This is a genomic window from Phycicoccus sp. Root563 (assembly GCF_001427915.1).
Taxonomy (GTDB): domain Bacteria; phylum Actinomycetota; class Actinomycetes; order Actinomycetales; family Dermatophilaceae; genus Pedococcus.
The window spans coordinates 673,387-694,198 of the sequence record NZ_LMGM01000001.1 but is presented as its reverse complement, the minus strand read 5'-3'; the positions used below and the strand labels follow the sequence as shown (position 1 = coordinate 694,198).

Below are 20,812 nucleotides of genomic sequence, written 5' to 3'. Positions count from 1 at the left end.
CGATTCGACCTGCCACAAGAGCTGGGCCGCCTCACGGGGCGAGCTGGCCAGCAGGGCCAGCGGTACGACGGTGTCGATGATCTCCTGCAGTGGGTTCCGGGCCCGTGCCGCGATGGCCCTCACCAGTTCGCGCCCTGACTGTCTGGGCACCACAACGTTCCGCTCCCACTGGTGCTGCGGGTCGAAGGCCGACAGGCCCGGGTAGCCCTGCGCCGCAAGCCACTCTGCGGGGTCAAGTCCGTCCGGCAGCCGGGTGACCATGGCCGATCGACCCATGCCGCGGCATACCGCGTCCACCCACCGCTGGGTGCCCTCGGCGCCGGCTTGGTCTCCGTCCAGGGCGACGACGATGCGATCGGCGCCCGACGTGGCTACGCGCTCCGCCTGTGTCGATGACACCGTCACCCCGTTGGTGGAACACGGCCAGAACTCGTCGAGACGATCTGCCTGTGCGGCTGAGGCCGCCACGGCCAATGCGTCGAGCGGGCCCTCGACGACCACCGCGGTCGCGTGGGCGCCGGGAGGCTCGATGAGGGGTGTGTAGAGCACTTGGGACTTGTCGAAGGTCGCAGTACGGGTGGGGTTGCGGTACTTCGGTCCCCGTTCGATGTCGTCGACCTTGCGACCGATGAAGCCCTCGATGTGTCCGGAGCCCGATCGGACTGGAACCATGAGCCGGCCGTGGAAGGTGTCGCACGGCAGACCGGAGCTGCTGCGGTGCGTGAGGTCGACGGCCTGCAGCTCGTCGATCGATACCCCGTCTCGCAGGAGGCGGTCGGTCAGCCAGGACCAGCAGCGCCCGCTGTGACCGATGACTGGCTGTGCGAGAGCCGACTCCAGCTCGCGGACGTCGATGCCGCGGTGGTGGTGCAGGTAGCTGACTGCGAACGCGTGCCGGACTTTCGACGCGAGGTGTTCCCATGCCAACCCGTGGATCTCGTGGGCACGGTCGACGCTGATGCGCCTCCACTGTGGGGGCTCGGCCTGCGATGGCCGTCGTCCCGGCGCGGTTCGGGTCGAACGGTCGGTGTTCTCGAGGCGGGCAACGGCATCGCGAAAACCCACTCGCTCGCGGAGTTGGACGTAGTCGATGACGTCACCCGAGGCGCCGCACCCGAAGCAGTGGAACCGGTCCGGGTCCTTGCCTCCCACGGACAGCGAAGCGGTGGAGTCGTCGTGGAACGGGCAGCAGCCCATGAAGCCGTGCCCCGAGCGGCGAAGTTCGACGCCCGATGCGGTGATCACGTTTTCGATCGGGTGACGGCGTCGGAGCTCGGCGACGTCAACGGAGGCGGAGGTAGCTGTCACAGCTCGACTCCCCGGGACGGGTGGCGTTCGATCGCGCTGCTCCGTGCGAGGAGTTGGCCGGCGAAGAGCTCCGCGAACTGCGGGACAGTCATGTGCACGTCGACCTCGACGGCCTTGGTGAACGTGGACTCCACGGCATCGGCCGGCGCGTGGGTGCTGATGACCGCGTGCTCGTCCCAGGTTGGGTCGTAGGCATACAGAAGGCCCTCGCTGGCGGTGGCGGTGCGGCGCAGCGAGATCCGCTGTTCGCGGCGTTCACCCCAACGCATGCCGTAGTCGCGGTCGATGCCAGGCAGGTGTCCGTAGGCGGCTTTGAACGCTTGTGGCCCGGTCCAGGTCAGTGAATTGGGCGTGGGGTCGCCGGGCGTGCGACCCGAGGCCGCCATCGTCAGTGCGCTGAGTTCGTGGATGCCGTCACTGAGCGCACCGGTGATGCGGTCAGCGACGGTGAAGGCGACATCGTCGACGCTGTTGCTGAGGGTGAGCCCGACAGCGTGGGCGTAGGCGTTGCGTTGTCCGAGGCGGTACCAGTAGTCCGCGGGGTCGTCGAGGTCAACACCCTGATGTGCGTTGCGGGACAACGCGATCAGCCTTTCTACAGCGCGGTTCTGGTCTGTCCCCTCCGACGTGGCGCTCATGACGGCCTTCCTCGCGCGGGCCCTTCCCGCGCTCCGTCTGGACAACGGCGGCGTGGGGGCACTATGAGGTGGCAGCCCAACCGGCGGTCAGGGCGCGGGTCGCTGTGGCGGGTCCCGGTGCTCTCGTATGGTGCACTGGGTCACCGCGTTGAGTTCCCTGAGGAGATGCGTCACGTCCTGCAGAGCGCGCAGCCAGTCGACGGCCGCGGTGGGTGCCGCAGATTGCGCGAAACAGGCCCGCTCATGGTCCCTCAGGGCAAGCAGGGCCTCGACCATGCCGCCGTGCTCCTCCCAGCAGGGAGGGATCGCCCGGGCGTCGACGCAGAAGCGTTGCACCAGCTCGGCCACCCACTCGCGTAGCTCCGCCTTCGCCTGCTCACGGACGACACCTGACAGCGACGGCAGGTGCACAGGTCCGGTCAACTGACCAAAGGTCACCACATGCTCGTCGTCGCCGAAGGCCAGAGCTGGTTGACCGCTCACGAAGCGTCCCGCTGGCTGGCACCGAGACGTCGAAGCAGCACGATGATCCCCAGGCTCGCCTGCCGTCTGCTCAGGTGCCGCCAGCCCGCGCTGCGCTCGAGAACGCGGTGCAGCTGCCTGTGGTCTCGGGCACACAATGGCACGAGGTCCTCATCGTCCTCACGCCCGATACGGATGTAAGTGAGGTGATGCAAGTGCCCACTGCGGGGGCACCAGACCCGGTCGCAGACCAGGCACTGAGGTGGGGTCCCATGCGAGGTCAGCCAGGCGGCATACCAAGCGTGCCGCCGCGCCCGCCATCCGCCGGAGGTGAGGTAGGCGTCGTAGGCCGCCCGGCGGGCGATCTGGTCGACCCGGCGACGTCTATTCGTCCGAGGTGTTCGCACGATGGATCGCCTCCTCGAGGAGTCGGCGGTCGGCGACGAGTTGTTGGGCATCCTTGCGGCTCGTCCAAGGGGTCATGGCGAGGTCGATGGGTTGGGCGGCGCGAAGGAGCATGACCGCCTTGCCGAATGGCAGGGTGCGCAGCTGAGCGGGTTCGAGGATGGGCACCCGAGTCGTCGTGGTGGAGTGAGTTCGTCGGCCGTCGGCACCACGGCTGGTGGAGGTCTGCGTCTCCTCGCGTTGACCGAGGAGCTTCGAGAGGTCCTCGAGGTCCCGCGCGTTCGAGCCGCCGCCAAGGATCACCTTGACGATGGCGGCGTCCCAGATGGCGGAGGCGGCATGCTCACCCCAGACCGCGCGCGCCTGGGCAAGGGACTGCAGCACGACAACGGTGGAGATCCCCGTGCCGCCACCGTCGGACATCAGGGCAGGCAAGGACGGCAGGGGATAGTTGGCGGCCTCATCCAGGACCAACGTCAAGGGCGGATCGAGCCGGGCAGCAGGGGAGCGCGCAGCGATGCGGCGGGCCGCTTCGACGACGTCTTCGACGAATGCACCGACCAGTCCCGCCGTGGCTGCGCTGCCCGTCGAGGTGCCCAGCAGGTAGACCGTGCCGTCGCTGCGGAGGAAGTCGCCAGGGTCGAAGACCTCGTCAGGGGAGGGGGAGAGGGCATCCATGACGCGGGGGTCAGCCAACGCCGAGAAGACGATGGTGACCATGGCCCAGACCGAGTCTCGCTGGCGCGGGTCTGCGCTGATGATCGCGTCGAGTCCCTGATACCACCCCGCGGCGGCATCGGGGTGGCCGTTGAGGATCTGGACGGCTTCGCGGGCATGGACGGCGGACAGTGACCACCGGAACAGCTCCGAGCATGAGTAGCCGCCCAGGGCGGCGGCGTGGAGCAGGCATCGCACAGCCTGCTCGGCCGAGGCCTGCCAGAAGTTGGAGTCGGTGGTGCCAGCGGCAGTGCCGCTCGTCAGCGCCTTCGCGCGCACCATGGCCGTGTGCGGGTCCTCGCAGCCCCGGATGGGGGACCAGCGAGTGGCGGACGGTATGCCGGGTGCGAGTCCCTGTGGGTCAAACACCGCGACCGGTCCCCATGCCGCTCGCCGCCGCAGCGTTGCCGTGAGGTTGTCCGGCCGAGTGCTCGTCGTGAGCACGGCGCCCGGGGAGTCGAGGATCATGGGAATGGCCAGATGCAGCCCCTTGCCCGCACGCGGAGGACCCAGGACCACCACGGAGTCCTCGACCGAGCAGAAGCAGGCAACTCCGCAGGACTCCCCGAGGTGGTAACCGAGGTCCTGAGACGTCGCGGTTCGAGTCATGGACGGTCGTAGGGCGGCTGCTCTTTGATGCAGGCGACGTTGGCCGGCACTGCCTTGCACCTGGCGGCGCGCTGCCATCCCTGGCCTTCGAGGGATGCGCGTGCCTTGCCGGGCCGCCACGGCCAACAAGCACGCAGCCGAGGCTACAAGCAGTACTAGGACTGGCCAGCTGGACCACGCGGAGCCGATCGAGGCTCGAGCCTCTATCTGATCCCAGACGTGATGAAGGTACTCGTCCAGACCCGACTGGCCGGCGAAAAGGGATGCGTGGCCCAGCCAGGACGGAAGCCGCGCGCCCAACGCTGCGGTACCGCTCGTCACTCCGCGACGCGGCTGTCTCCGTGTAGGCAGTCCGACACGCATCAATACCCCTTACTTCGATCCCCTTTCATGGGGAGACGTGGCCAAGGGGGCACCATTCGCGCAGCCATCGGCCGCAGTGAACCTTCGCATGGGGAAGGGGAGAGGCGCGGGGCTGGCGCCCGTCCGTGCTGGCCCGTGCGCACAGCCCACGCTGGAGTTCGCCGAGACCTGCTGCCTTCCGCCGCGAAGTCACCGGTTCCAGAGTCCGTGTGGTCGCAGGAGTGGGACAAGCTCGCCTTCGAGGACTTTTGCGCTGGGGCCATCGGTGACGATGGTCCAGCTGACCTCAGGAGAGAGCCGCAAGATAGCGTCCGCCGCCCATTCCTTGGCCCGCCTTGGTCCCTCATTTTCGAGGCGGTCAAGCTGGACCCCGATCCAATGCGGATCGGCGAGTGCCCGATCAAGTGCGGCCTCACCGAAGCCGCTCACGGCGCCCTTACCAGTTCGGTAGACAGAAAGCCGACCGTGTAGTCCCATGGGGCGTCCGCTTCCGGCGCGCTCTCCTGCCATGCCTGCGTAGCGAATCACCTGGGATCCAGGCTCGCGGAAGAGGTACACGCCGGGCAGCCGCGGCGCAGAGGTCTGCCCCGTCAGGAACGGGGACCACGGAGACCAGTCGGCCGCGGCCTCGACGAGGGCATATGCCTGTCGAGTTCCTGAATCGAGTATCTGTTCACCCACCCATGCCACGAGGCCATCCTGCCGGATCGTTTCCGGAGGAAACGGCGTACGCAGTGCGTGACCGAAAGGACGGTCTTTTCGCCGCGTCAGTGGAACTCCGCAACAACCTCGATCAGCCCCACGATGTGGTTGTTGAACTCGCCAAGGTCATCGGCCGGGATCCAGTACTCGAGGATGGTCTGGCCTCCAGCCTGCTGAACGTCGTACCGGTCCAGGTAATCCTTCTCGACCTCAAATCGCGTCACATAGCCGACCCCGCTCGCCTTCACATTCCAGTCACGAGCGATTCGTGTGGCGTAGTCCTCGTTCAGCACCGGGTAGAAGATCGGCTGGTCTGGCAACCGTGGCGGCCACGCATGCCATCCGGTGGCCTCGACCAGTGCGAGCTCCTTTGGGCCCGTCGGTCGCCAAAGGGTCACTGTCTGCCTGCTCATCGCAGCAGGATGTCAGGGTCAGGCGTGGGAGACCCACCGATTTAGCAGCGTCTTTCCGCCGCCAGCCGGTCACGTGCCTCCACCGATCGAGTCACCTAGTGGTGCAGCAGACCCCAATCTTTCCCTCCTCAGTGCTTAGGCCCGGCGACGTATACCGCTTGCGCACCAGATGGACATTGAGCATCCTCAAATCAAGTCGCGAGAAACCGGTCGCCTGACCCGTTTGCGTTGTTCCCACTTGCGCCTCCGCGGGCGGAGGCTGCGCGCGGTCGTCTCGGGGCCGCGACGTCCGCGCTGCGAGGTCGCGCGTAATCGGGGGCACGGGGGTCCGACGGATGCTTGACTAGCTGCTTGACAACGGCGGCGTGTTTTGGCGCATTTCGAGGGACGTTGGGGGAACGGTCGTGCTCGGGTGGACGTGCCGGGACACCGGTGGACGTGCTGAAGGTGCATGGCATGGAAGGGGTCAGGGGTTCGAATCCCCTCAGCTCCACAAGAACACGAGATGGCCCCTGGCCAGCGGAAGCGCTGGTCGGGGGCCATCTCGCTTGAAGCCGCCCGTGACGACGTCCTTGGGCCGAAACCACCCAATGCTTGACTGACTGCTTGACTGACCTGTGGCCAACGGGCACGTTTTCACCCATCTCGCCAGTGCCAAGGGGTCCGCTGACGCGCTTGGACGTCCGAAGCTCTGCCTGTCACTTCCCATGCCGGGAAGGGGTCATCTCAGGTGGCTCGCGCCACAGAGGCCTGCAGCCCGAGCGCACCGCTCTGGCGTGGCGACGCACCGCGTTGTCGGTGGCGGTCCGTTCGCTCGCGAGATTTCGCGGCCCCACGTCAAGCGTTGCCGACAGCGGCGCACCGCCGCCGACAGGAAGAAGCATCACAACCCCAAGCGGGGCCACGCGTTCGTGAACACCGTCATCAACGACCACTCCCGGGTCCCCTACGCCGAGGTCCATGACGATGACACCGCGGTCAGCAGCTCATCGGCCTCAGCGGTCCCTGCGGATACGCGGGAGCCGGGGCACAGCGATTCAACGAATCTGGGTATGACGTTGGCGCGCCGCCGATTCAGACCGCCTGCGGTGTGGTCGACCTCCCGATGAGCGCGGTCTCAGCGAGGGGCAAAGCGCTTCAGACGTTCCAGCATCGCGTCGAGTACCGGACCGGCCAGATTCGTTGCGAAGATGTTCTGCGCGTGGGCCGAGCCCGCAAGGATCTTCACCACGTTGTCGTCACCTGGCGCAGACTCGGCCAGCTCTGTCGAGACGTGGGCCACGGGCTCGTCCTTGCTCGCCACGAAGAGCTTGGGTTGGTCCCCGAGCCCGTCTACGGTTGCGTTGGGCGACAAAAGGATCAACTGATCGGCCAGGCGCGGGTCCCGGCTCGAGAGATCGAGAATGGCATCGGCGCCCGCGCTGGCCCCGATGAGAGCGACATCAGCGACTCCCTCGCCCTGCAGTTTCTCTACGGCGTCGCGGATCGCATCGGGGTCGATGTTCTCGACCGCGATCACGGTCGCTCCCTGGTGGGCTATCGCGACGGCCTGCTTCTCCCAGCTGGCAGCATCGAAGGCAGCGCCGTGCGCGAGTACGACTCCGTAGGCTCCGTCGCCCCATTGCAGCGCGGAGGAGCCTTCAATGGCGATCGCCTTACCTGAGGTGTCGCCGCCCGAGGCGGGGATGCTCGTCTCTGAAGGTTCTCCGCAACTGGTGAGAGCCATGACGACGGAAAGTGCCAGTGCTGTACGCGCCATGATTTGGAGCATGCCCACGAGACTAGATCCCCACGGCTTCAGCGGTTCTTTCAAGAGGGCAACGGCATGGGTTGCTGACCGTGGCTCGGCGGTTCACCGGCAGAGATCTGCGGCTCGGTCCAGCGCGAAGGTGGTGCGCAGGAACGCCTCGTGGCGCCGATGTCCGTTGGCTGGTGAGGGATGGGGAACGGCCAGGGTGGGCACGAGGACCGGGGTATCGGTGAGCGTGAGGTAGCGCATCCAACCCTCCAGAGCCGCTCCGCCGAAAGTCACCACCACCTTCAGAAAGGGCAGTCCGCTGACCAGCGTGGTCAGGGCCGGGCGGGCGTCTTCCAGGTCGTCGACGCGGGGGCTGCGGCGTCGACCGTCCGGTCCGAGCAGTGCCCAGGGGATGACGTTCCAGCGCAGGCAGTGTGCCGGGTCGAGCCGGGAAAGGGTCATCGCCCGACGGACCTTCTGGGTGGTGGGATCCTCGTTGTCAAGCGAACTGAAACCCAGATCGCCCACCGCGACCGTCTGGGGCCCTGGTGACTCCATCAGGAGCAGGACCTGGGCCTTGGTGCCCGCACCGGCCGGGTCGAACCAGGGCACGAACCTGGTCCCGTTCGCACCATCGAGCCGCCACTGCTCGACCAGCTCGTTCAGCGGGCCGACCGGATGGTCCCGGACGTGGGCCCGTTTGCCCGCAGGCTCAGGGTGCTCCCCTGGGTCGTGGTGCACGCGATCAGCCCCAGCCCACGATCGCGACGCCGGCGGCGGCGGCGGCGGCGAGGCGAAGGGTGCTGACCGCGGTCTTGTGGTCACCACGCCCCCGATCGGTGCTCGATCTGAGCGTGAGCCCGACGCGCGACCCCGGACCTTGGGGCGGCGTGGGCGAGCATGGGCAGGGCCACGTGTCCTTCGTCCGCCTTCCTGCTGTGTGTAGACCGTTCATGTTCCGCTGTCGGGGTCCGGCTGACATAGGTGGTGGATGCCAGCGAACGATGGCGATGGCGAGGGAGCCCGGCCAGCGCCCCACGGGCCAAGGTGTGGGCCTGGTTCCTGGTGATGTCGTCATTGGTCGGGGGCGGCGACCCCGACGGCTGAGGTTGTACCTGCCCAAGGACCCCTATGAGGCGTAGCCACCATGCTGGCGCGCGCATGGGGGCGATGCGTGTCGAGGGGGATGTCTGCTGCTGGAGCGTTCGGGCTCGCCGATTGCGATCAGGCGGGGTCTCCGTTGAGGTGGAAGGTGACGGTCTCGATGTTGGAGGCGACCCCGATGGCCTTGAGGTCGCGGCGGTCGATGCGTCGGTCGCCGTTCTGGTCGGTGATGACGTTGGGTGCGTCGTCGTAGATGCCGTTGTGGTTGAGGTCGGCGATGACGGCGACGGTCAGGGTGGTGTCGACGTTCTTCCCGGCGATCGGGGCGCCAACGATCCAGGTGTCCCAGAGTTCGGTGCCTTGGCTGTCGCGGTTGGTGACGCCGGTGAGGTTGAACAGGTTGGCCAGGTTGGTGCCGGGGCCGGAGAAGCCGGGCAGGGTGTTGTTGGTGGTGGAGGTCAGCACGACCAAGCCGGGCATCCGATCGTCGCGGCCGGTGGAGAAGGTGCCGGGGAAGGGAGCGATGTTGTTGTGCGCGGCGGGGCCGGTCAGCTGGAGGCCGGTGAAGCCGGTCTGGGCCAGGGTGCTGCCGTCGAAGTCGACGTCGAGGTCGACGAACCATCCGGCTCCACTGATGCCAGCGTTGTCGCCTTCCGAGGGGGCGAACACCTCGACGTGGACCGGCTTGTCTGATCCGGAGTTCGAGTCGGCGCTCGCACTGGTCAGGGTGGTGGTGGCATAGGTCGCCGCGAGTGCGGTGGCGACTGCGATGGCGGCCAGGGCTTGGGTCTTGGTCTTCATGGCTGTCCTTCCAGTTGGGATGTCATTGAGGCGTACGCCGGAACCTGGACAACGGTTCAGCGGCGACCTCAGATGTCGGTCGACAGCAGCAGCGTTCCGTCGGTGGTGGCGACGCGCACGGCCGCGACGTCGGTGCGGGCCAGGGCGCTGGCTCCGGTGACGTGGGCGATGCCGTCGGGTGTGGAAGCCCAGGTCGCCGCTTGTTCGCGGGTGCCGTCGGTGGCGATCACCCACACGATGAACCGTTGGTCCTTGGGCAACGCGGACAGGTCGAGATCGATCGAGGTGCCCCACGGTCGAGCGGAGAGGCTGGTCTGGCCGCGCGCTGGGCTGCCTTGGACAGCGACAAGATGCAGGGCTGCAGGGTTGGTCTGGGGGGTGTCCCTGTGCCCGGCAACCAGTCCCGCTGTCGTGGCGCCGAGGCCGAGCACCAGTACCGCAGCGGCCGCGGAACCGAGCAGCGAGCGGCGTCGTCGGCGGCGACGTCCCTGCCGGAGGGCCCCAACGGCGCGGGTCAGCGCACCGTCGTCCAGTTCGGCTGTAGTGCTCGAGTTGGGTCCGTGCCCGAGCCGCAGTAGCGATGGCAGGCCTGCGTAGGCGGCGACCTCGTTGCGACAGGTGGGGCAAGTGCTGAGGTGGCCGTCGAGCAGGGCTCGGTCGGCCGCATCGAGTCCACCCAGCACGTAGGGTCCCAGCAGTTCACGCACCCGGTCGTGTTCGGAGCTCATCGTGTCATTCCCATCTCTTCGAATGCGGCACGCAGCACACGGACCGCGTAGTAGGCACGCGACTTCACGGTGCCGGCCGGGATGCCAAGCAGTTGGGCGGTCTCGGTGACTGTCGAGCCGCCGTAGTAGAGGTGGTCGACCACGGCCCGGTGCTCGCTCGAGAGTCGTTCCAGTGCCTGGTCAACCATCCAGGCGTCGACCTGGGCATCGAGCCTGTCTTCGACCGGTTGCGCCGCAAGAACTTCCTCGTCGGTGACCAGTCGCGGGCGGCGCTGCTCGGCGCGCCAGATGTCGATGACCACGTTCTTGGCCACGGTGAACAGGTAGGACCGTGGGTCCCCTCGTCGCGGGTCGATCAGATCCAGGTTCCGCCAGGCCCGCAGCATCGTCTCCTGGACGACATCCTCGGCCTTCGCCCGGTCATCGACCAGCCGCAGCACGAATGCGAACAACACCCGCCCATGCAGCCGGTACAGCTCCGCCAGCAACTCCTCCTCGCTGGCGGGCGTCCCTGCCTTTCCCACCTTGGACCGGCGCGTGCGGGGTCGCCACGACTCGGTCGGACCATCGCTGCTCACAAAGAGGTGTACGCCTTTTCCTGATGAGCGGTTCACCCCTACTTTGCGCCGGTTCTCTGATGCCCTAGTCGTTGCTCGGCTGCGCGGGCGATCGAGACCAGTTCGCGGCCCGGCCCAGCGGGTGGCTGCCTGGTGCCTACCCACACGGCGCGGAAGACGCGCTTGAGGTCGAGATTTTCAGTCGGCACCACCACGAGATGGCCGGAGTCCAGATCACGTGAGACAAAGCGATGACTGAGGAAGGCCGGCGAGCTGCCAGCAAGGACCGCCTCGCGGATGGAAGTCGCCGTGGTCAGCTCGACAACCGCGTCGCCCATCGTCAACCCTTGCTGACCAAGGGCCACCTCCAGGACCTCGCGGGTCCCAGAGCCACGTTCGCGGCTGGTCAGCGGCAGCTCTGCGACCTCCGCCGGAGACAGGGGGGTGCGTCGCCGGCTGATCGGCGTGCCAGCCGCGGCCACCAGGACGAGCTCGTCGTGTCCGATCGAAGCACAGCGCACTCCCCTGGGTGCCTCGACGCCCTCGACGAAACCCAAATGCGCGGTTCCGTCACGAACCGCTTCGACTACATGCGAGCTGTTGGAGGCGTTCAGGCTCACCGCCGTCGGCAGGTGTCCCTCGCCCTGCTGACGCTGACGGAGGAGGACCAGCCAGCGGGGGATGAGGCTTTCGGCGATGGTCATGCTGGCCCAGACTGAGAGCTCGCGACTGCGATCGCCACGGAGCCCCTCGATCGCGGTGTCGATCTCGTCCGCGACCTCGATCAGCCGGGCAGCCCACTCGGCCACCACCACACCGGCAGGGGTGAGCTTCGATCCGCGGGCACCCCGATGCACCAGGGTCAGGCCGGTCTGAGCTTCCATCGCACGCAGGCGTTCTGAGGCTGCTTGCTGGCTGATGCCGTTGGCTCGAGCAGTGCCGCCGATGCTGGCATGCTGGGCGATTCCCACCAGCAGCCTCAGCCCGTCGAGTTCTGGCACATGAGGTGAGGGCACACACCCACCCTACAGCACCCACAAGCCAAGGTTGTGCATCCACAGTCGGCTGGGGACTACTGACGACTGTGGCCTGCTCGCAGACTGGATACGTGAACACTCTTCAAGCCGCAACCGGCAATGTCGACCAGCACGCTGAGGGCAATCGTTCCTTCCTGACAGCTCTCGAAGGGCAGCCCGCGTTCGGGTTCATTGGCCCTAACTGGTTCGCCTGCGTGATGGGCACCGGCATCGTCGCGAATGCTGCCGCAACCTTGCCCGTCAAGGTGCCAGGACTGCTGCTGTTCGCGCGGACCGTGTGGGTGCTGGACGGGGTCTTATTGGCAGTTATCGCTGTTGCGACGCTGATCCACTGGACGCGACACACGAGCACTGCCCGCGGACACCTCGCCAACCCGGTGATGTCCCACTTCTACGGCGCCCCGGCGATGGCGTTGATGACCGTGGGAGCAGGTGCCCTGCTGGTCGGTCAGCCGCTGGTGGGCCAAGGCACCGCCGTCGGCATCGACTTCGTGCTCTGGACCGCAGGCACCCTGCTGGGCCTCTGGACCGCGGCGGCGGTGCCGTACAAGGCCTTCACCACCCACGACGTGAAGCAGGACGCCGCCTTCGGCGGCTGGCTCATGCCGATCGTGCCACCCATGGTCAGCGCCGCCACCGGCCCGTTGCTGCTTCCCCACCTACCCGCCGGTCAGTGGCAGCTGTCCATGCAGCTGGCCTGCACCATGATGTTCGGATTGACGATCGTTGCGAGCCTCATCGTGATCACGATGATCTGGAGCCGGCTGGTGCATCACAAGGTCGGGCCCGCCGCGGCGGTTCCCACGCTGTGGATCGTGCTCGGTCCGCTGGGCCAGTCGGTCACCGCCGCGCACACCCTTGGTGCCACCGCCACGAGCGTCCTCCCAGCGCCCTACGGCTCCGCCCTCGAGGCGATGGGTCTGGTCTACGGGGCACCCATGTGGGGGTTCGCGATGCTCTGGCTCACCCTTGCGACCGCGATCACCGTGCGCACCGCTCGGCACGGGATGCCGTTCTCGCTGACCTGGTGGTCCTTCACCTTCCCCGTGGGCACCGTCGTCACCGGTACGTCGGGACTGGCTGCTGCCACCGGCGCGCGCTTCCTCGTGGTCGCCGCCGTCGTCTTCTACGTAGGGTTGCTGGTCGCCTGGGCGACAGTTGCGGTCCGCACCGGACGCGGAGTATTCCACGGACACCTGCTGCGCGTCCCTGCCCAATGACCCGGCCCCTGTTCTCCGCTGGATTCGGGCAGGCCGGCAGCCGACAGCCAGCATGCGTACGCCTCGTTGAGTTGAACGGTTCAGGCAGGGTGTCCGGGCGCCACCGGTGAACCGTTCGGCAGTTACGCGCGTACGCAAGAAGAGGAAGGCCGATCTTTCGCACCTCCGACGTGGGCTGGGGAGCCGAATCCCCGAACCACCAGTGTGTCCAACCGCGCGGCCCGACGACAACGCAAGAGGGTCGCCACGTCACTACAAGGAGCCTGATGCAACTCGTTCACCTTTCTTCCCGGCGCCGCCTGCTGGCGGCCGGTACGGTGCTGGCCCTGGCTGCCGGCGGGACCGCCGTTGCGCTGGGCGCCGGACCGACCCAGGCCAGCGCCTCTCACCCTGCGGATCCCATCCAAGCTCCCGCGCTGCCGGGTGCTCCGCCGATCGGCCGGGCCGATCGGGTTTATACCGCCGACCAGACCTCCAACACCGTCACCGTGATCGACCCCAGCACCCGCAAAGTTCTGGGCACGATCCCGTTCGGGGACCAGCGCCTGGGCGGCGATCTCGGACCCCAGTACCTCAAAGACGTCGATGTCCACGGCCTCGGGTTCTCCCGCGACGGCAGGTATCTCAACGTCGTGTCGGTGACGACCAACACCGTCACCGTGGTGCGGACGGTCGACAACACGGTGATGTCCAAAACGTATGTCGGCAGGGCCTCGCACGAGGGCTTCTTCGCTCCCGACGGCAAGACCGTCTGGGTGGCCGACCGGGCGCTCGCCCGCGTCGACATCGTCGACGCCCGTCACGGTGGCATCGTCGGGCACGTCGCCACCGGCGACGGACCGTCGAAGGTGCTGTTCAGCCCCGACGGCCGGTACGCCTACGTCAACCACCTCCGCTCCGCCACCATCGACGTGGTCAAGGTGTCCTCCCGCAAGGTGGTGCGGCGCATCAGCGGCCTCGCCGACGTGTTCTCCTCCGACATGGCGCTCTCACCCGACGGCACCGAGCTCTGGGCCGCACACAAGAAGGTCGGCAAGGTCACCGTGATCGACCTGCAGGCCGGTCGAATCACCAGCGTCCTAAAGACCGGCCCGGATACAAACCACCCGGCGTTCGTGACCACCCCGCGCGCGGGATTCGTCTACCTCACCGTGGGTGCTGAGAACACCACCAAGATCTACCGCCGACACACCGGCGCTGCACCCACCTTGGTCGGTGCGGTGCCTTCCAGCGGCGTGGAACCGCACGGCATCTGGCCCAGCCCCGACAACTCCACCGTGTACGTCGTCAACGAGCACTCCGACAGCGTCGACATCATCGACACCGCCACCCGCAAGCGAACCGATACCCTGCGGGTCGGTCAGGAGGGCCAGGCCCTGGTCTACGTCGCCGGCGCCGTCCCCTCGGGCCCGGGCACCCAGCACCTCACCCGGCAGGGTCTCGACCAGCCTGTCCGCAACGCTGACGCCGCCGTCGCCGGGCCGGGCAAGGTCGCCGTGACCGTCCGCGCAGTCGCGGGTCTCGACATGGTCCAGCTCCAGGGCAGTGGTCTGACCCCGAACACCACCTACACCGCGTCCGCCCGGCACGCTGACGACCTGATCCCGTTGCTCTCGTTCACCGCCGACGCCACCGGCGCCCTCCCGCAGGCATTGGCCTTCGTCAAGTTCCTCGGCGTCTACGACGTCACTAGCGTGCAGGTGCGACCGGCCGGCTGAATGCCTGTGCCAAAAGGTCGTTTCCGGTGCGAAGTTCCAGTCAGAGTTCGGGACCCATCCACTTCGTTGAATGGCTCCGAAGCGCCCAAACCCAATGCTCAGCCCACGGCAGCCGCTGGTTGCCCGACAAAGGAGTCACCTGAATGCGTACTACCACCAAGATTGCCACCGTTGCCCTCGGGTCTGCGGCGCTCCTTCCCTTCCTCGGTGCAGGCATCGCCCAGGCTGCTGACGGCAGCACCATGGCAACCCTGCGTCCCGTGGCGCTGAACGGCGTCGACGCCAGCGGCACCGCAATGGTGACCGTGAAGGGGACGAAGATCGACGTCACCATGGCCGCTACCGGCCTGCTGAAGGACAGCCCCCACGCTGCCCACATCCACTTCGGCGCCGACGCTCGCCACGAGTGCCCAAAGGCCTCTGACGACAAGAGTGGTGACGGCACCTTGACGACCACCGAGGGTGGTCCGGCCTACGGCCCGGTCGTCGTGTCGCTGACCAAGACCGGCGACACCTCGCCCAAGAGTGGCCTGGCCGTCGACCGTTTCGACACCGCCCCCGGCGGCAAGTTCAGCTATGAGCGTGGCAGCATCACTGTCTCCTCCGAGCTGGCCCAGGCGGTCACCGATGGCCAGGCTGTCGTGGTCGTCCACGGTGTGGACCACAACGGCAATGGCAAGTACGACGGGGCCACCAAGAGCGACCTCGACCCGAAGCTGCCGACCGAGGCGACCGACCCGGCCATCTGTGGCGTCCTCAACGCCGCGCCCGCCGGCGGCATGGACACCGGCGCCGGTGGCACCTCCACCCCGAACAACGAGGGCATGCTCCTGCTCGGTGGCGGCCTGCTCATCGCCGCCGTCGGCTCCGGTGCCTTCACCGCTCGCAAGGCTCGCAACCGCGTCTGATGTCCGCATCCTCGAAGTTCGGTGACCGCCGCGGCAGCATTGCCGCGGCGGTCACCGTCGTGCTCCTCGTCGTCGGAGGGGTGCTGGTCGCCAAGTCCTTGACGGGCAGCGACGCGCCTCCGCAACCGGACGCGTCACAGGCCGAGGCGACCACCTCGGCGCCCAGCACGCAGCCGCCGACGAGCACGCAGACGCCGACGTCGTCGGAGGCGGCCACGAAGTCGCAGGCGCCGGCCACGCCGCAGAGCAGCTCCGACTTCGGGCCCATCCTGGAGCCCAGCGCACCGACCTCGCTGACCATCCCGTCCATCGGGGTGCGCACCAGGGGCATCGTCGACCTGGGCCTGGACAAGAACGGCAGGCTCGAGGCGCCAACCGACTTCGACCGGGCGGGCTGGTACGCCAACGGCCCGACGCCCGGCGAGTTCGGGCCGGCAGTCATCGGCGCCCACGTCGACAGCAAGGCCGGTCCCGCCGTCTTCTACCGGTTGGGCTCGTTGAAGAAGGGCGCGACCCTGTCCGTGGGCCGCGAGGACGGGTCGACCGCGCGCTTCCTCGTCGACCGGGTGGCGCGCTACTCCAAGGCCGACTTCCCGACGTCGACCGTGTACGGCGACACCGGGGGCCGCGCCGAGCTGCGCCTCATCACCTGCGGCGGTGCCTTCGACCAAGCGACCGGGCACTACGTCGACAACATCGTCGCCTTCGCCCACCTCGTGAGGTAGGTCCGGGGCCGCCAGACGCCGCTTCTCTACGACGGCCGACTCGTCCGCGGCGGCTCGCCCATGGGTCTGCTGCACGAACAGGTGACACCTGATCTGCGTCGATTCGTGTCGGCGCTGGAAGGATGTGCACCATGCCCAAGGCGTTTCCCAAGGAGTTCCGTCAGGACGTGATCCGGGTCTACCGCGACTCGGACGCATCGATGGCCCAGGTCGCGAAAGACTTCGGCATCTCGGCGTCGTGTCTGAAGCGGTGGCTGACGATCGACGAGCGCAGCTCATCGGTCTCGTCTGGTTCGAGCCGGCGGGGCGATGAATCCGAGGCGTTGCGTGAGGCCACCAAGCGGATCAAGCTGCTCGAGCAAGAGAACGAGGTCCTGCGCCGCGCTGCGGCGTACCTGTCCCAGGCGGACCTGCCGGGAAAATGATGTACCCGCTCGTCCGCGAGCTAGCCGTCGACGGGATTCCCGTCACGGTGACGTGCCGGGTACTGAAGATCGCTCGCCAGCCCTACTACCGCTGGCTGGTGAACCCGGTCACGACCGCCGAACTGGTTGCGGCCTACCGCGCCAACGCCCTGTTCGACGCCCACCGTGACGACCCTGAGTTCGGCTACCGTTTCCTGGTCGACGAAGCCCGCGACGCCGGCCAGGTCATGGCGGAGCGGACCGCGTGGCGGCTCTGTTCGCAGCTGGGCTGGTGGTCCGCGTTCGGCAAGAAGCGTGGGCGCAACGGCAAAAAGGCCGGTCCACCGGTCCACGACGACCTCCTGGCGGTCACCGACGACAAGGGGCGGACCCGGCACGAGTTCACCGCCCACCGCCCGAACCAGTTGTGGCTGGCCGACATCACCGAGCACTGGACCGGTGAGGGGAAGCTGTACCTATGCGCGGTCAAGGACGTCTACTCCAACCGCATCATTGGGTACTCGATCGACTCACGAATGAAGTCACGCCTAGCCGTCGCCGCACTCGACAACGCCGTCGCCAGGCGCCGGGCCGAAGGCGCCGACGTGGCCGGTTGCATCCTGCACACCGATCGCGGATCGCAGGGCGGATTCAACTGGTCGTCGCAACACCCCGTCATGGAGGTGTTGAGTGGCTCGTCGTCAACAGGCAGCGGATCGGGCGATTCGACCAAAGCTGCGGTCGCCGGGTGCGCCGAGGTTCCAGCGTCATGTCCAAGTGGCGTTCTGGGAGCAGATCGCCGAAGGGTTGCTGCCTGAGGAGGCTGCCGGGGTGATCGGCGTGGCACAGGCGGTCGGTGCGCGCTGGTTCCATCACGCTGGCGGCATGCCGCCGTTCGACCTGAAGTTCACGCCCACGGGCCGGTACCTATCCTTCGCTGAACGGGAGGAGATCGCGCTGCTCAGGGCCCAGGACAGGGGCGTGCGCGAGATCGCGCGAGAGATCGGCCGTGACCCGGGCACGGTGTCACGCGAGCTGCGGCGCAACGCCGCCACCCGTGGTGGGAAGCTCGAGTACCGGGCGTCCGTCGCGCAATGGAAGGCCGACATGACCGCCAAACGCCCGAAGGCGGCGAAGCTGGTCACCAACCCGCGATTGAAGATATACGTCCAGCAGCGGCTGGCGGGGCAGATCAGCCTGCCGGACGGCACCCCATTCCTGGGTCCGACACCACCGCGGTTCACCGGCCGGAACAAGCCGCATCGCAAGGACCGCCCGTGGTCGTTGGCGTGGAGCCCGGAGCAGATCAGCCATCGGCTCAAGGTCGACTTCCCCGAAGATGAATCCATGCGCATCAGCCACGAGGCGATCTATCAGTCGCTGTACATCCAGGGCCGTGGGGCGCTCAAACGTGAGCTGGTCTGGTGCCTGCGGACCGGTCGCGCGTTGCGGGCCCCGCGGGAACGATCGCGGCGCAAGACCTGGGCACATGTCACTGCCGAGACTCTGATCAGCGAGCGGCCCTGCGAAGCAGAGGACCGCGCCATTCCGGGGCACTGGGAAGGCGACCTGCTGATCGGGCTGGAGCGCTCCGCGATCGGCACCGTGGTCGACCGCACGACCAGGTTCACGATGCTGGTCCACCTGCCGCGTGAGGAGGGCTACCGGCACAAACAGACCCCGAAGAACGGGCCGGCGCTGGCTGGCTACGGGGCGATCACGATGAAGAACGCGCTGGCAAACACGATGAAGACCTTGCCGACACAGCTGGCCCGGTCGCTGACGTGGGACCGCGGCAAGGAGATGTCCGCTCACGCCAAGTTCACCGTCGAGACCGGAATCCCGGTCTTCTTCGCCGATCCCCAGTCGCCGTGGCAGCGCGGCACGAACGAGAACACCAACGGCTTGCTACGCCAGTACTTCCCCAAAGGCACCGACCTCGCGCGCTGGTCCGCCGAGGAAATCCAGGCGGTCGCTCAGGCACTGAACACCAGGCCTCGTAAGACCCTCGGCTGGAGAACGCCAGCCGAGGCGTTCAATGAGCACCTACTGTTGCTCCAACAAGCCGGTGTTGCATCGACTGGTTGAACCTGGTCAGTTTCGAAGCCGGAAACTCGTCCGCACACTCAACCGCCACACCATGGTCGGATCCATGGGCCGCGTCGGCGCCGCCGGTGACAACGCGGCCATGGAGTCCTTCTTCAGCCTGCTGCAAAAGAACGTCCTCAACCGGCGCCGCTGGGCCACCCGCACCGAACTTCGGATCGCGATCGTGACCTGGATCGAGAGGACCTATCACCGCCGCCGACGGCAAGCCACACTCGGCCGATTGACCCCCGTCGAATACGAGCTGATCATGACTACACCCGCCGCCCAGGTGGCCTAACCAAAACTGTCACCTGTTCGTGCAGCAGACCCGTGTTCATGAAGAGCACCATCGCCGTGAACACCGCCGAGGGCACAGTGACGCTGCCCCTGCAGCAGGGACTGCACGACGGGGCAACCGTCTGGTACGTCGTCACGGAGTCCTCGAACCGCGACGACGCGCAGCGTCGGGGCGTGAACTATTCGCCGAAACTCGTGAACGCGCTCGGCACCGCCGCGGTCCAGTCGGCCCGCAGGATCGGATCGCAGCTGGCGTTCAGCGGCACGGTGGACTTCAGTCCCACGCGTGTCGTGGTGCCCGGCCCGACGGCCTTCCCACCCACCACCGTTCACGCCGGTGCCGTGGGCGACGCTGACTACAGCCCACTGGTGTCCGCAGACGGGCGTACGGTGATCAACGCGACGCAGGTCGCCAACGCTTCGGGCCTTCACGACGCCATCGTGGACATCAACTTCGACCGACGCCAAGTGACGCTGGACACCCTGAACGGCTTCTACGAGGGCAAGCGCGTGCAGTACCTCCACCAGGAAGCCTCCGTCGAGCTGGTGGCTGCTCTCGAGGGGTCGACGTGGGCTCCTAACCTCGATGCAGCCCCGGGGTTGGCTTCCTTCGACCGGAAGTCTTCGGCACGGGCGGCCATCATCCCCATCGTGAATGGCCCGCAAGGCGCGAACAACCCGCAGCGGCAGGGACTGCAGTCGGCCGTCGCCGGCCAAGGTGACCCGCTCAACATCACCCAGGTCGTGCCGGGCGACAACGACTACTCGCCCGTTTGGGACGTGACCCCGGCCGTTTGGACCGAGGCTGCGATCACGGCAGGTCAGCGAGTCCGGCTGACCGATCATGATGACGTCGCCAAGCTGTTCTCCGACGGACTGCTCGTCAGCGCTGGTGGTGGACCGGCCAACGCGAGCCTCGACGGTCTACGCGCACTGCCGGGCATCTCGAATTGCCCTGTGGTGGTCGAACTTGGCTGATGTAGCACTCGTCTGGAAGGGCTCGACTCGCGTCGGGCCCTTCCACAGCGCATCGCCTTGACGGACAACTACCCCAGCCCTTGAGGAATCAGCCTGGGTGCCGCCTCCAGCTAGTACCCCCAGAGGCCCGAAAGGCAGGCGACTGAAGAAGCCAGCACACCAGCGACCGGCCCAGCCCTGGACGATGGGGTAGGACCACCACCGCGAGCACCACACCACGGGGCCGGGCTCTACGCCCGCCGCCTTCCTGCTCATTGACAGGACTGTCGTTGAGCGCACCCGGAGGCGGAGGAGGACAATGAATCCTTGGAACGCGGGACCGGCAATGTTGGAAGCCTCGGGCCGGGTCTTTCTGCCGCAATATCTGTGTGCCCCACCGGGAGGTCCCATGGTCACCGACGACCAGCGCTCGTGCGAAGCATTGCCTGGACAGCCCCACAGGGCGCGCAACATGGTCGCCATGACCCGGCGCCGGGCGGTTGCGACGGCATTGTTGCTGCTGCTGACCCTTGTGGCGGTGGGTGGGTGCTCCGTTCCCACGCCGACCACGGGCGGCGGCGGCAGCACCGGTGCGGTGTCACCGTTCGCACACGTCGGCGCCATCCCGGACACGGTGTCCGGTGCCGCGTTCGATGCGGCGACCTTGACCGGCAGACCGGTCGTCCTCTGGTTCTGGGCTCCGTGGTGCACCATCTGCCGCAGCGAAGCACCAGCGGTCACCAAAGTCGCCGCCGAGTTCGCGGGGCAGGTCGACATCATCGGGGTTGCGGGTCAGGGGGGGGCAAGGGCGCCATGGTCGACTTCGTCAAGCAGACCGGCACGTCCGCTCTGACCCATCTCGCTGACACCAACGGCACCGTCTGGCGCGAGTACGGAGTCACCGTCCAGCCCA

19 protein-coding genes and 2 pseudogenes are annotated in these 20,812 nt (G+C 67.3%); 10 read left to right on the top strand and 11 right to left on the bottom strand.

All coding sequences use genetic code 11. The annotated features are described in order from the left end of the window. The 5 genes from ASD62_RS03325 to ASD62_RS03295 all read right to left on the bottom strand — a co-directional run. Positions 1-1,308: CHC2 zinc finger domain-containing protein (locus ASD62_RS03325; protein WP_255354127.1), on the bottom strand; the 1,308-nt coding region annotated here is incomplete at its 3' end. Continuing rightward, positions 1,305-1,946 (bottom strand): hypothetical protein, encoded by a 642-nt coding sequence (locus tag ASD62_RS03320; protein ID WP_157581283.1) that lies wholly within the window; start codon positions 1,944-1,946, stop codon positions 1,305-1,307. The genes ASD62_RS03320 and ASD62_RS03325, both read right to left, overlap by 4 nt. Before the next feature lie 87 nt (positions 1,947-2,033). Next, positions 2,034-2,429 carry a hypothetical protein gene (locus tag ASD62_RS03315; protein ID WP_056914745.1) on the bottom strand — a complete coding sequence of 132 codons (396 nt, stop codon included), beginning with the start codon at positions 2,427-2,429 and terminating at the stop codon, positions 2,034-2,036. A gap of 363 nt (positions 2,430-2,792) precedes the next feature. Beyond that, on the bottom strand, positions 2,793-4,139 hold the full coding sequence (locus ASD62_RS19600; RefSeq protein WP_235530614.1) for a type IV secretory system conjugative DNA transfer family protein: 1,347 nt from the start codon (positions 4,137-4,139) through the stop codon (positions 2,793-2,795). A 1,130-nt stretch (positions 4,140-5,269) separates the two neighbouring features. Beyond that, positions 5,270-5,617: a hypothetical protein gene (locus ASD62_RS03295; RefSeq protein ID WP_056914741.1), complete on the bottom strand. Its 348-nt coding sequence runs from the start codon at positions 5,615-5,617 to the stop codon at positions 5,270-5,272. Positions 5,618-6,268: 651 nt separating this feature from the next. Between ASD62_RS03295 and ASD62_RS20965 the strand changes: the two genes are divergently transcribed. Further along, entirely contained in the window at positions 6,269-6,532 is a 264-nt protein-coding gene (locus tag ASD62_RS20965; RefSeq protein WP_369796206.1) for a DUF202 domain-containing protein, read from the top strand. 202 nt (positions 6,533-6,734) lie between these two features. Here ASD62_RS20965 and ASD62_RS20435 read toward each other — a convergent pair whose 3' ends face one another. The 6 genes from ASD62_RS20435 to ASD62_RS03265 form a co-directional block, all read right to left on the bottom strand. Next, the gene (locus ASD62_RS20435; protein WP_200956846.1) at positions 6,735-7,388 is read right to left on the bottom strand and encodes an alpha/beta hydrolase; all 654 of its coding nucleotides are present in this window, start codon (positions 7,386-7,388) and stop codon (positions 6,735-6,737) included. Between the two features lie 81 nt (positions 7,389-7,469). After that, a complete protein-coding gene (locus tag ASD62_RS03285; protein WP_056914740.1) occupies positions 7,470-8,096 on the bottom strand; it encodes a uracil-DNA glycosylase in 627 nt (208 codons plus the stop codon). 483 nt (positions 8,097-8,579) lie between these two features. Further along, positions 8,580-9,260 (bottom strand): hypothetical protein, encoded by a 681-nt coding sequence (locus ASD62_RS03280; protein ID WP_056914739.1) that lies wholly within the window; start codon positions 9,258-9,260, stop codon positions 8,580-8,582. A 68-nt stretch (positions 9,261-9,328) separates the two neighbouring features. Continuing rightward, the gene (locus ASD62_RS03275; RefSeq protein WP_162254748.1) at positions 9,329-9,967 is read right to left on the bottom strand and encodes an anti-sigma factor; all 639 of its coding nucleotides are present in this window, start codon (positions 9,965-9,967) and stop codon (positions 9,329-9,331) included. Between the two features lie 17 nt (positions 9,968-9,984). Then, on the bottom strand, positions 9,985-10,566 hold the full coding sequence (locus ASD62_RS03270) for a sigma-70 family RNA polymerase sigma factor (protein ID WP_235530613.1): 582 nt from the start codon (positions 10,564-10,566) through the stop codon (positions 9,985-9,987). Positions 10,567-10,604: 38 nt separating this feature from the next. Beyond that, positions 10,605-11,561, bottom strand: a complete 957-nt coding sequence (locus ASD62_RS03265) for a LysR family transcriptional regulator (protein ID WP_056914737.1) — start codon at positions 11,559-11,561, stop codon at positions 10,605-10,607. Positions 11,562-11,653: 92 nt separating this feature from the next. Here ASD62_RS03265 and ASD62_RS03260 point away from each other — a divergent pair, with 92 nt between their 5' ends. The 9 genes and pseudogenes from ASD62_RS03260 to ASD62_RS19585 all read left to right on the top strand — a co-directional run bounded on the left by ASD62_RS03260 (position 11,654) and on the right by ASD62_RS19585 (position 20,752). Beyond that, positions 11,654-12,802: a TDT family transporter gene (locus tag ASD62_RS03260; protein WP_056914736.1), complete on the top strand. Its 1,149-nt coding sequence runs from the start codon at positions 11,654-11,656 to the stop codon at positions 12,800-12,802. Positions 12,803-13,068: 266 nt separating this feature from the next. Continuing rightward, complete coding sequence (locus ASD62_RS03255; protein ID WP_082552966.1) at positions 13,069-14,520, top strand: YncE family protein; 1,452 nt, start codon at positions 13,069-13,071, stop codon at positions 14,518-14,520. A gap of 143 nt (positions 14,521-14,663) precedes the next feature. Then, positions 14,664-15,428 (top strand): CHRD domain-containing protein, encoded by a 765-nt coding sequence (locus ASD62_RS03250; RefSeq protein ID WP_056914734.1) that lies wholly within the window; start codon positions 14,664-14,666, stop codon positions 15,426-15,428. Continuing rightward, the gene (locus ASD62_RS03245) at positions 15,428-16,153 is read left to right on the top strand and encodes a class F sortase (RefSeq protein WP_056914733.1); all 726 of its coding nucleotides are present in this window, start codon (positions 15,428-15,430) and stop codon (positions 16,151-16,153) included. Before ASD62_RS03250 ends, ASD62_RS03245 begins: the two co-directional genes overlap by 1 nt. Before the next feature lie 131 nt (positions 16,154-16,284). After that, a pseudogene (locus ASD62_RS20545) lies at positions 16,285-17,201 on the top strand (IS3 family transposase); the annotation flags it as partial. 241 nt (positions 17,202-17,442) lie between these two features. After that, positions 17,443-18,645 (top strand): IS30 family transposase, encoded by a 1,203-nt coding sequence (locus ASD62_RS03230; RefSeq protein ID WP_235530748.1) that lies wholly within the window; start codon positions 17,443-17,445, stop codon positions 18,643-18,645. A gap of 7 nt (positions 18,646-18,652) precedes the next feature. Next, a pseudogene (locus ASD62_RS03225) lies at positions 18,653-18,943 on the top strand (integrase core domain-containing protein); the annotation flags it as partial. A gap of 38 nt (positions 18,944-18,981) precedes the next feature. Then, positions 18,982-19,920, top strand: coding sequence for a hypothetical protein (locus tag ASD62_RS03220; protein WP_157581279.1), 939 nt, complete (start codon positions 18,982-18,984; stop codon positions 19,918-19,920). 388 nt (positions 19,921-20,308) lie between these two features. Next, positions 20,309-20,752 (top strand): thioredoxin domain-containing protein, encoded by a 444-nt coding sequence (locus ASD62_RS19585; protein ID WP_162246818.1) that lies wholly within the window; start codon positions 20,309-20,311, stop codon positions 20,750-20,752. The last annotated feature ends 60 nt before the right edge of the window (positions 20,753-20,812 follow it).

Coding starts and splice junctions, on each gene's coding strand:
- ASD62_RS19585 (WP_162246818.1), top strand. CDS start 20,309: ATGGTCACCGACGACCAGCGCTCGTGCGAAGCATTGCCTGGACAGCCC.
- ASD62_RS03295 (WP_056914741.1), bottom strand. CDS start 5,617: ATGAGCAGGCAGACAGTGACCCTTTGGCGACCGACGGGCCCAAAGGAG.
- ASD62_RS19600 (WP_235530614.1), bottom strand. CDS start 4,139: ATGACTCGAACCGCGACGTCTCAGGACCTCGGTTACCACCTCGGGGAG.
- ASD62_RS03250 (WP_056914734.1), top strand. CDS start 14,664: ATGCGTACTACCACCAAGATTGCCACCGTTGCCCTCGGGTCTGCGGCG.
- ASD62_RS03220 (WP_157581279.1), top strand. CDS start 18,982: ATGAAGAGCACCATCGCCGTGAACACCGCCGAGGGCACAGTGACGCTG.
- ASD62_RS03280 (WP_056914739.1), bottom strand. CDS start 9,260: ATGAAGACCAAGACCCAAGCCCTGGCCGCCATCGCAGTCGCCACCGCA.
- ASD62_RS03230 (WP_235530748.1), top strand. CDS start 17,443: ATGCCGCCGTTCGACCTGAAGTTCACGCCCACGGGCCGGTACCTATCC.
- ASD62_RS03320 (WP_157581283.1), bottom strand. CDS start 1,946: ATGAGCGCCACGTCGGAGGGGACAGACCAGAACCGCGCTGTAGAAAGG.
- ASD62_RS03245 (WP_056914733.1), top strand. CDS start 15,428: ATGTCCGCATCCTCGAAGTTCGGTGACCGCCGCGGCAGCATTGCCGCG.
- ASD62_RS20435 (WP_200956846.1), bottom strand. CDS start 7,388: ATGCTCCAAATCATGGCGCGTACAGCACTGGCACTTTCCGTCGTCATG.
- ASD62_RS03255 (WP_082552966.1), top strand. CDS start 13,069: ATGCAACTCGTTCACCTTTCTTCCCGGCGCCGCCTGCTGGCGGCCGGT.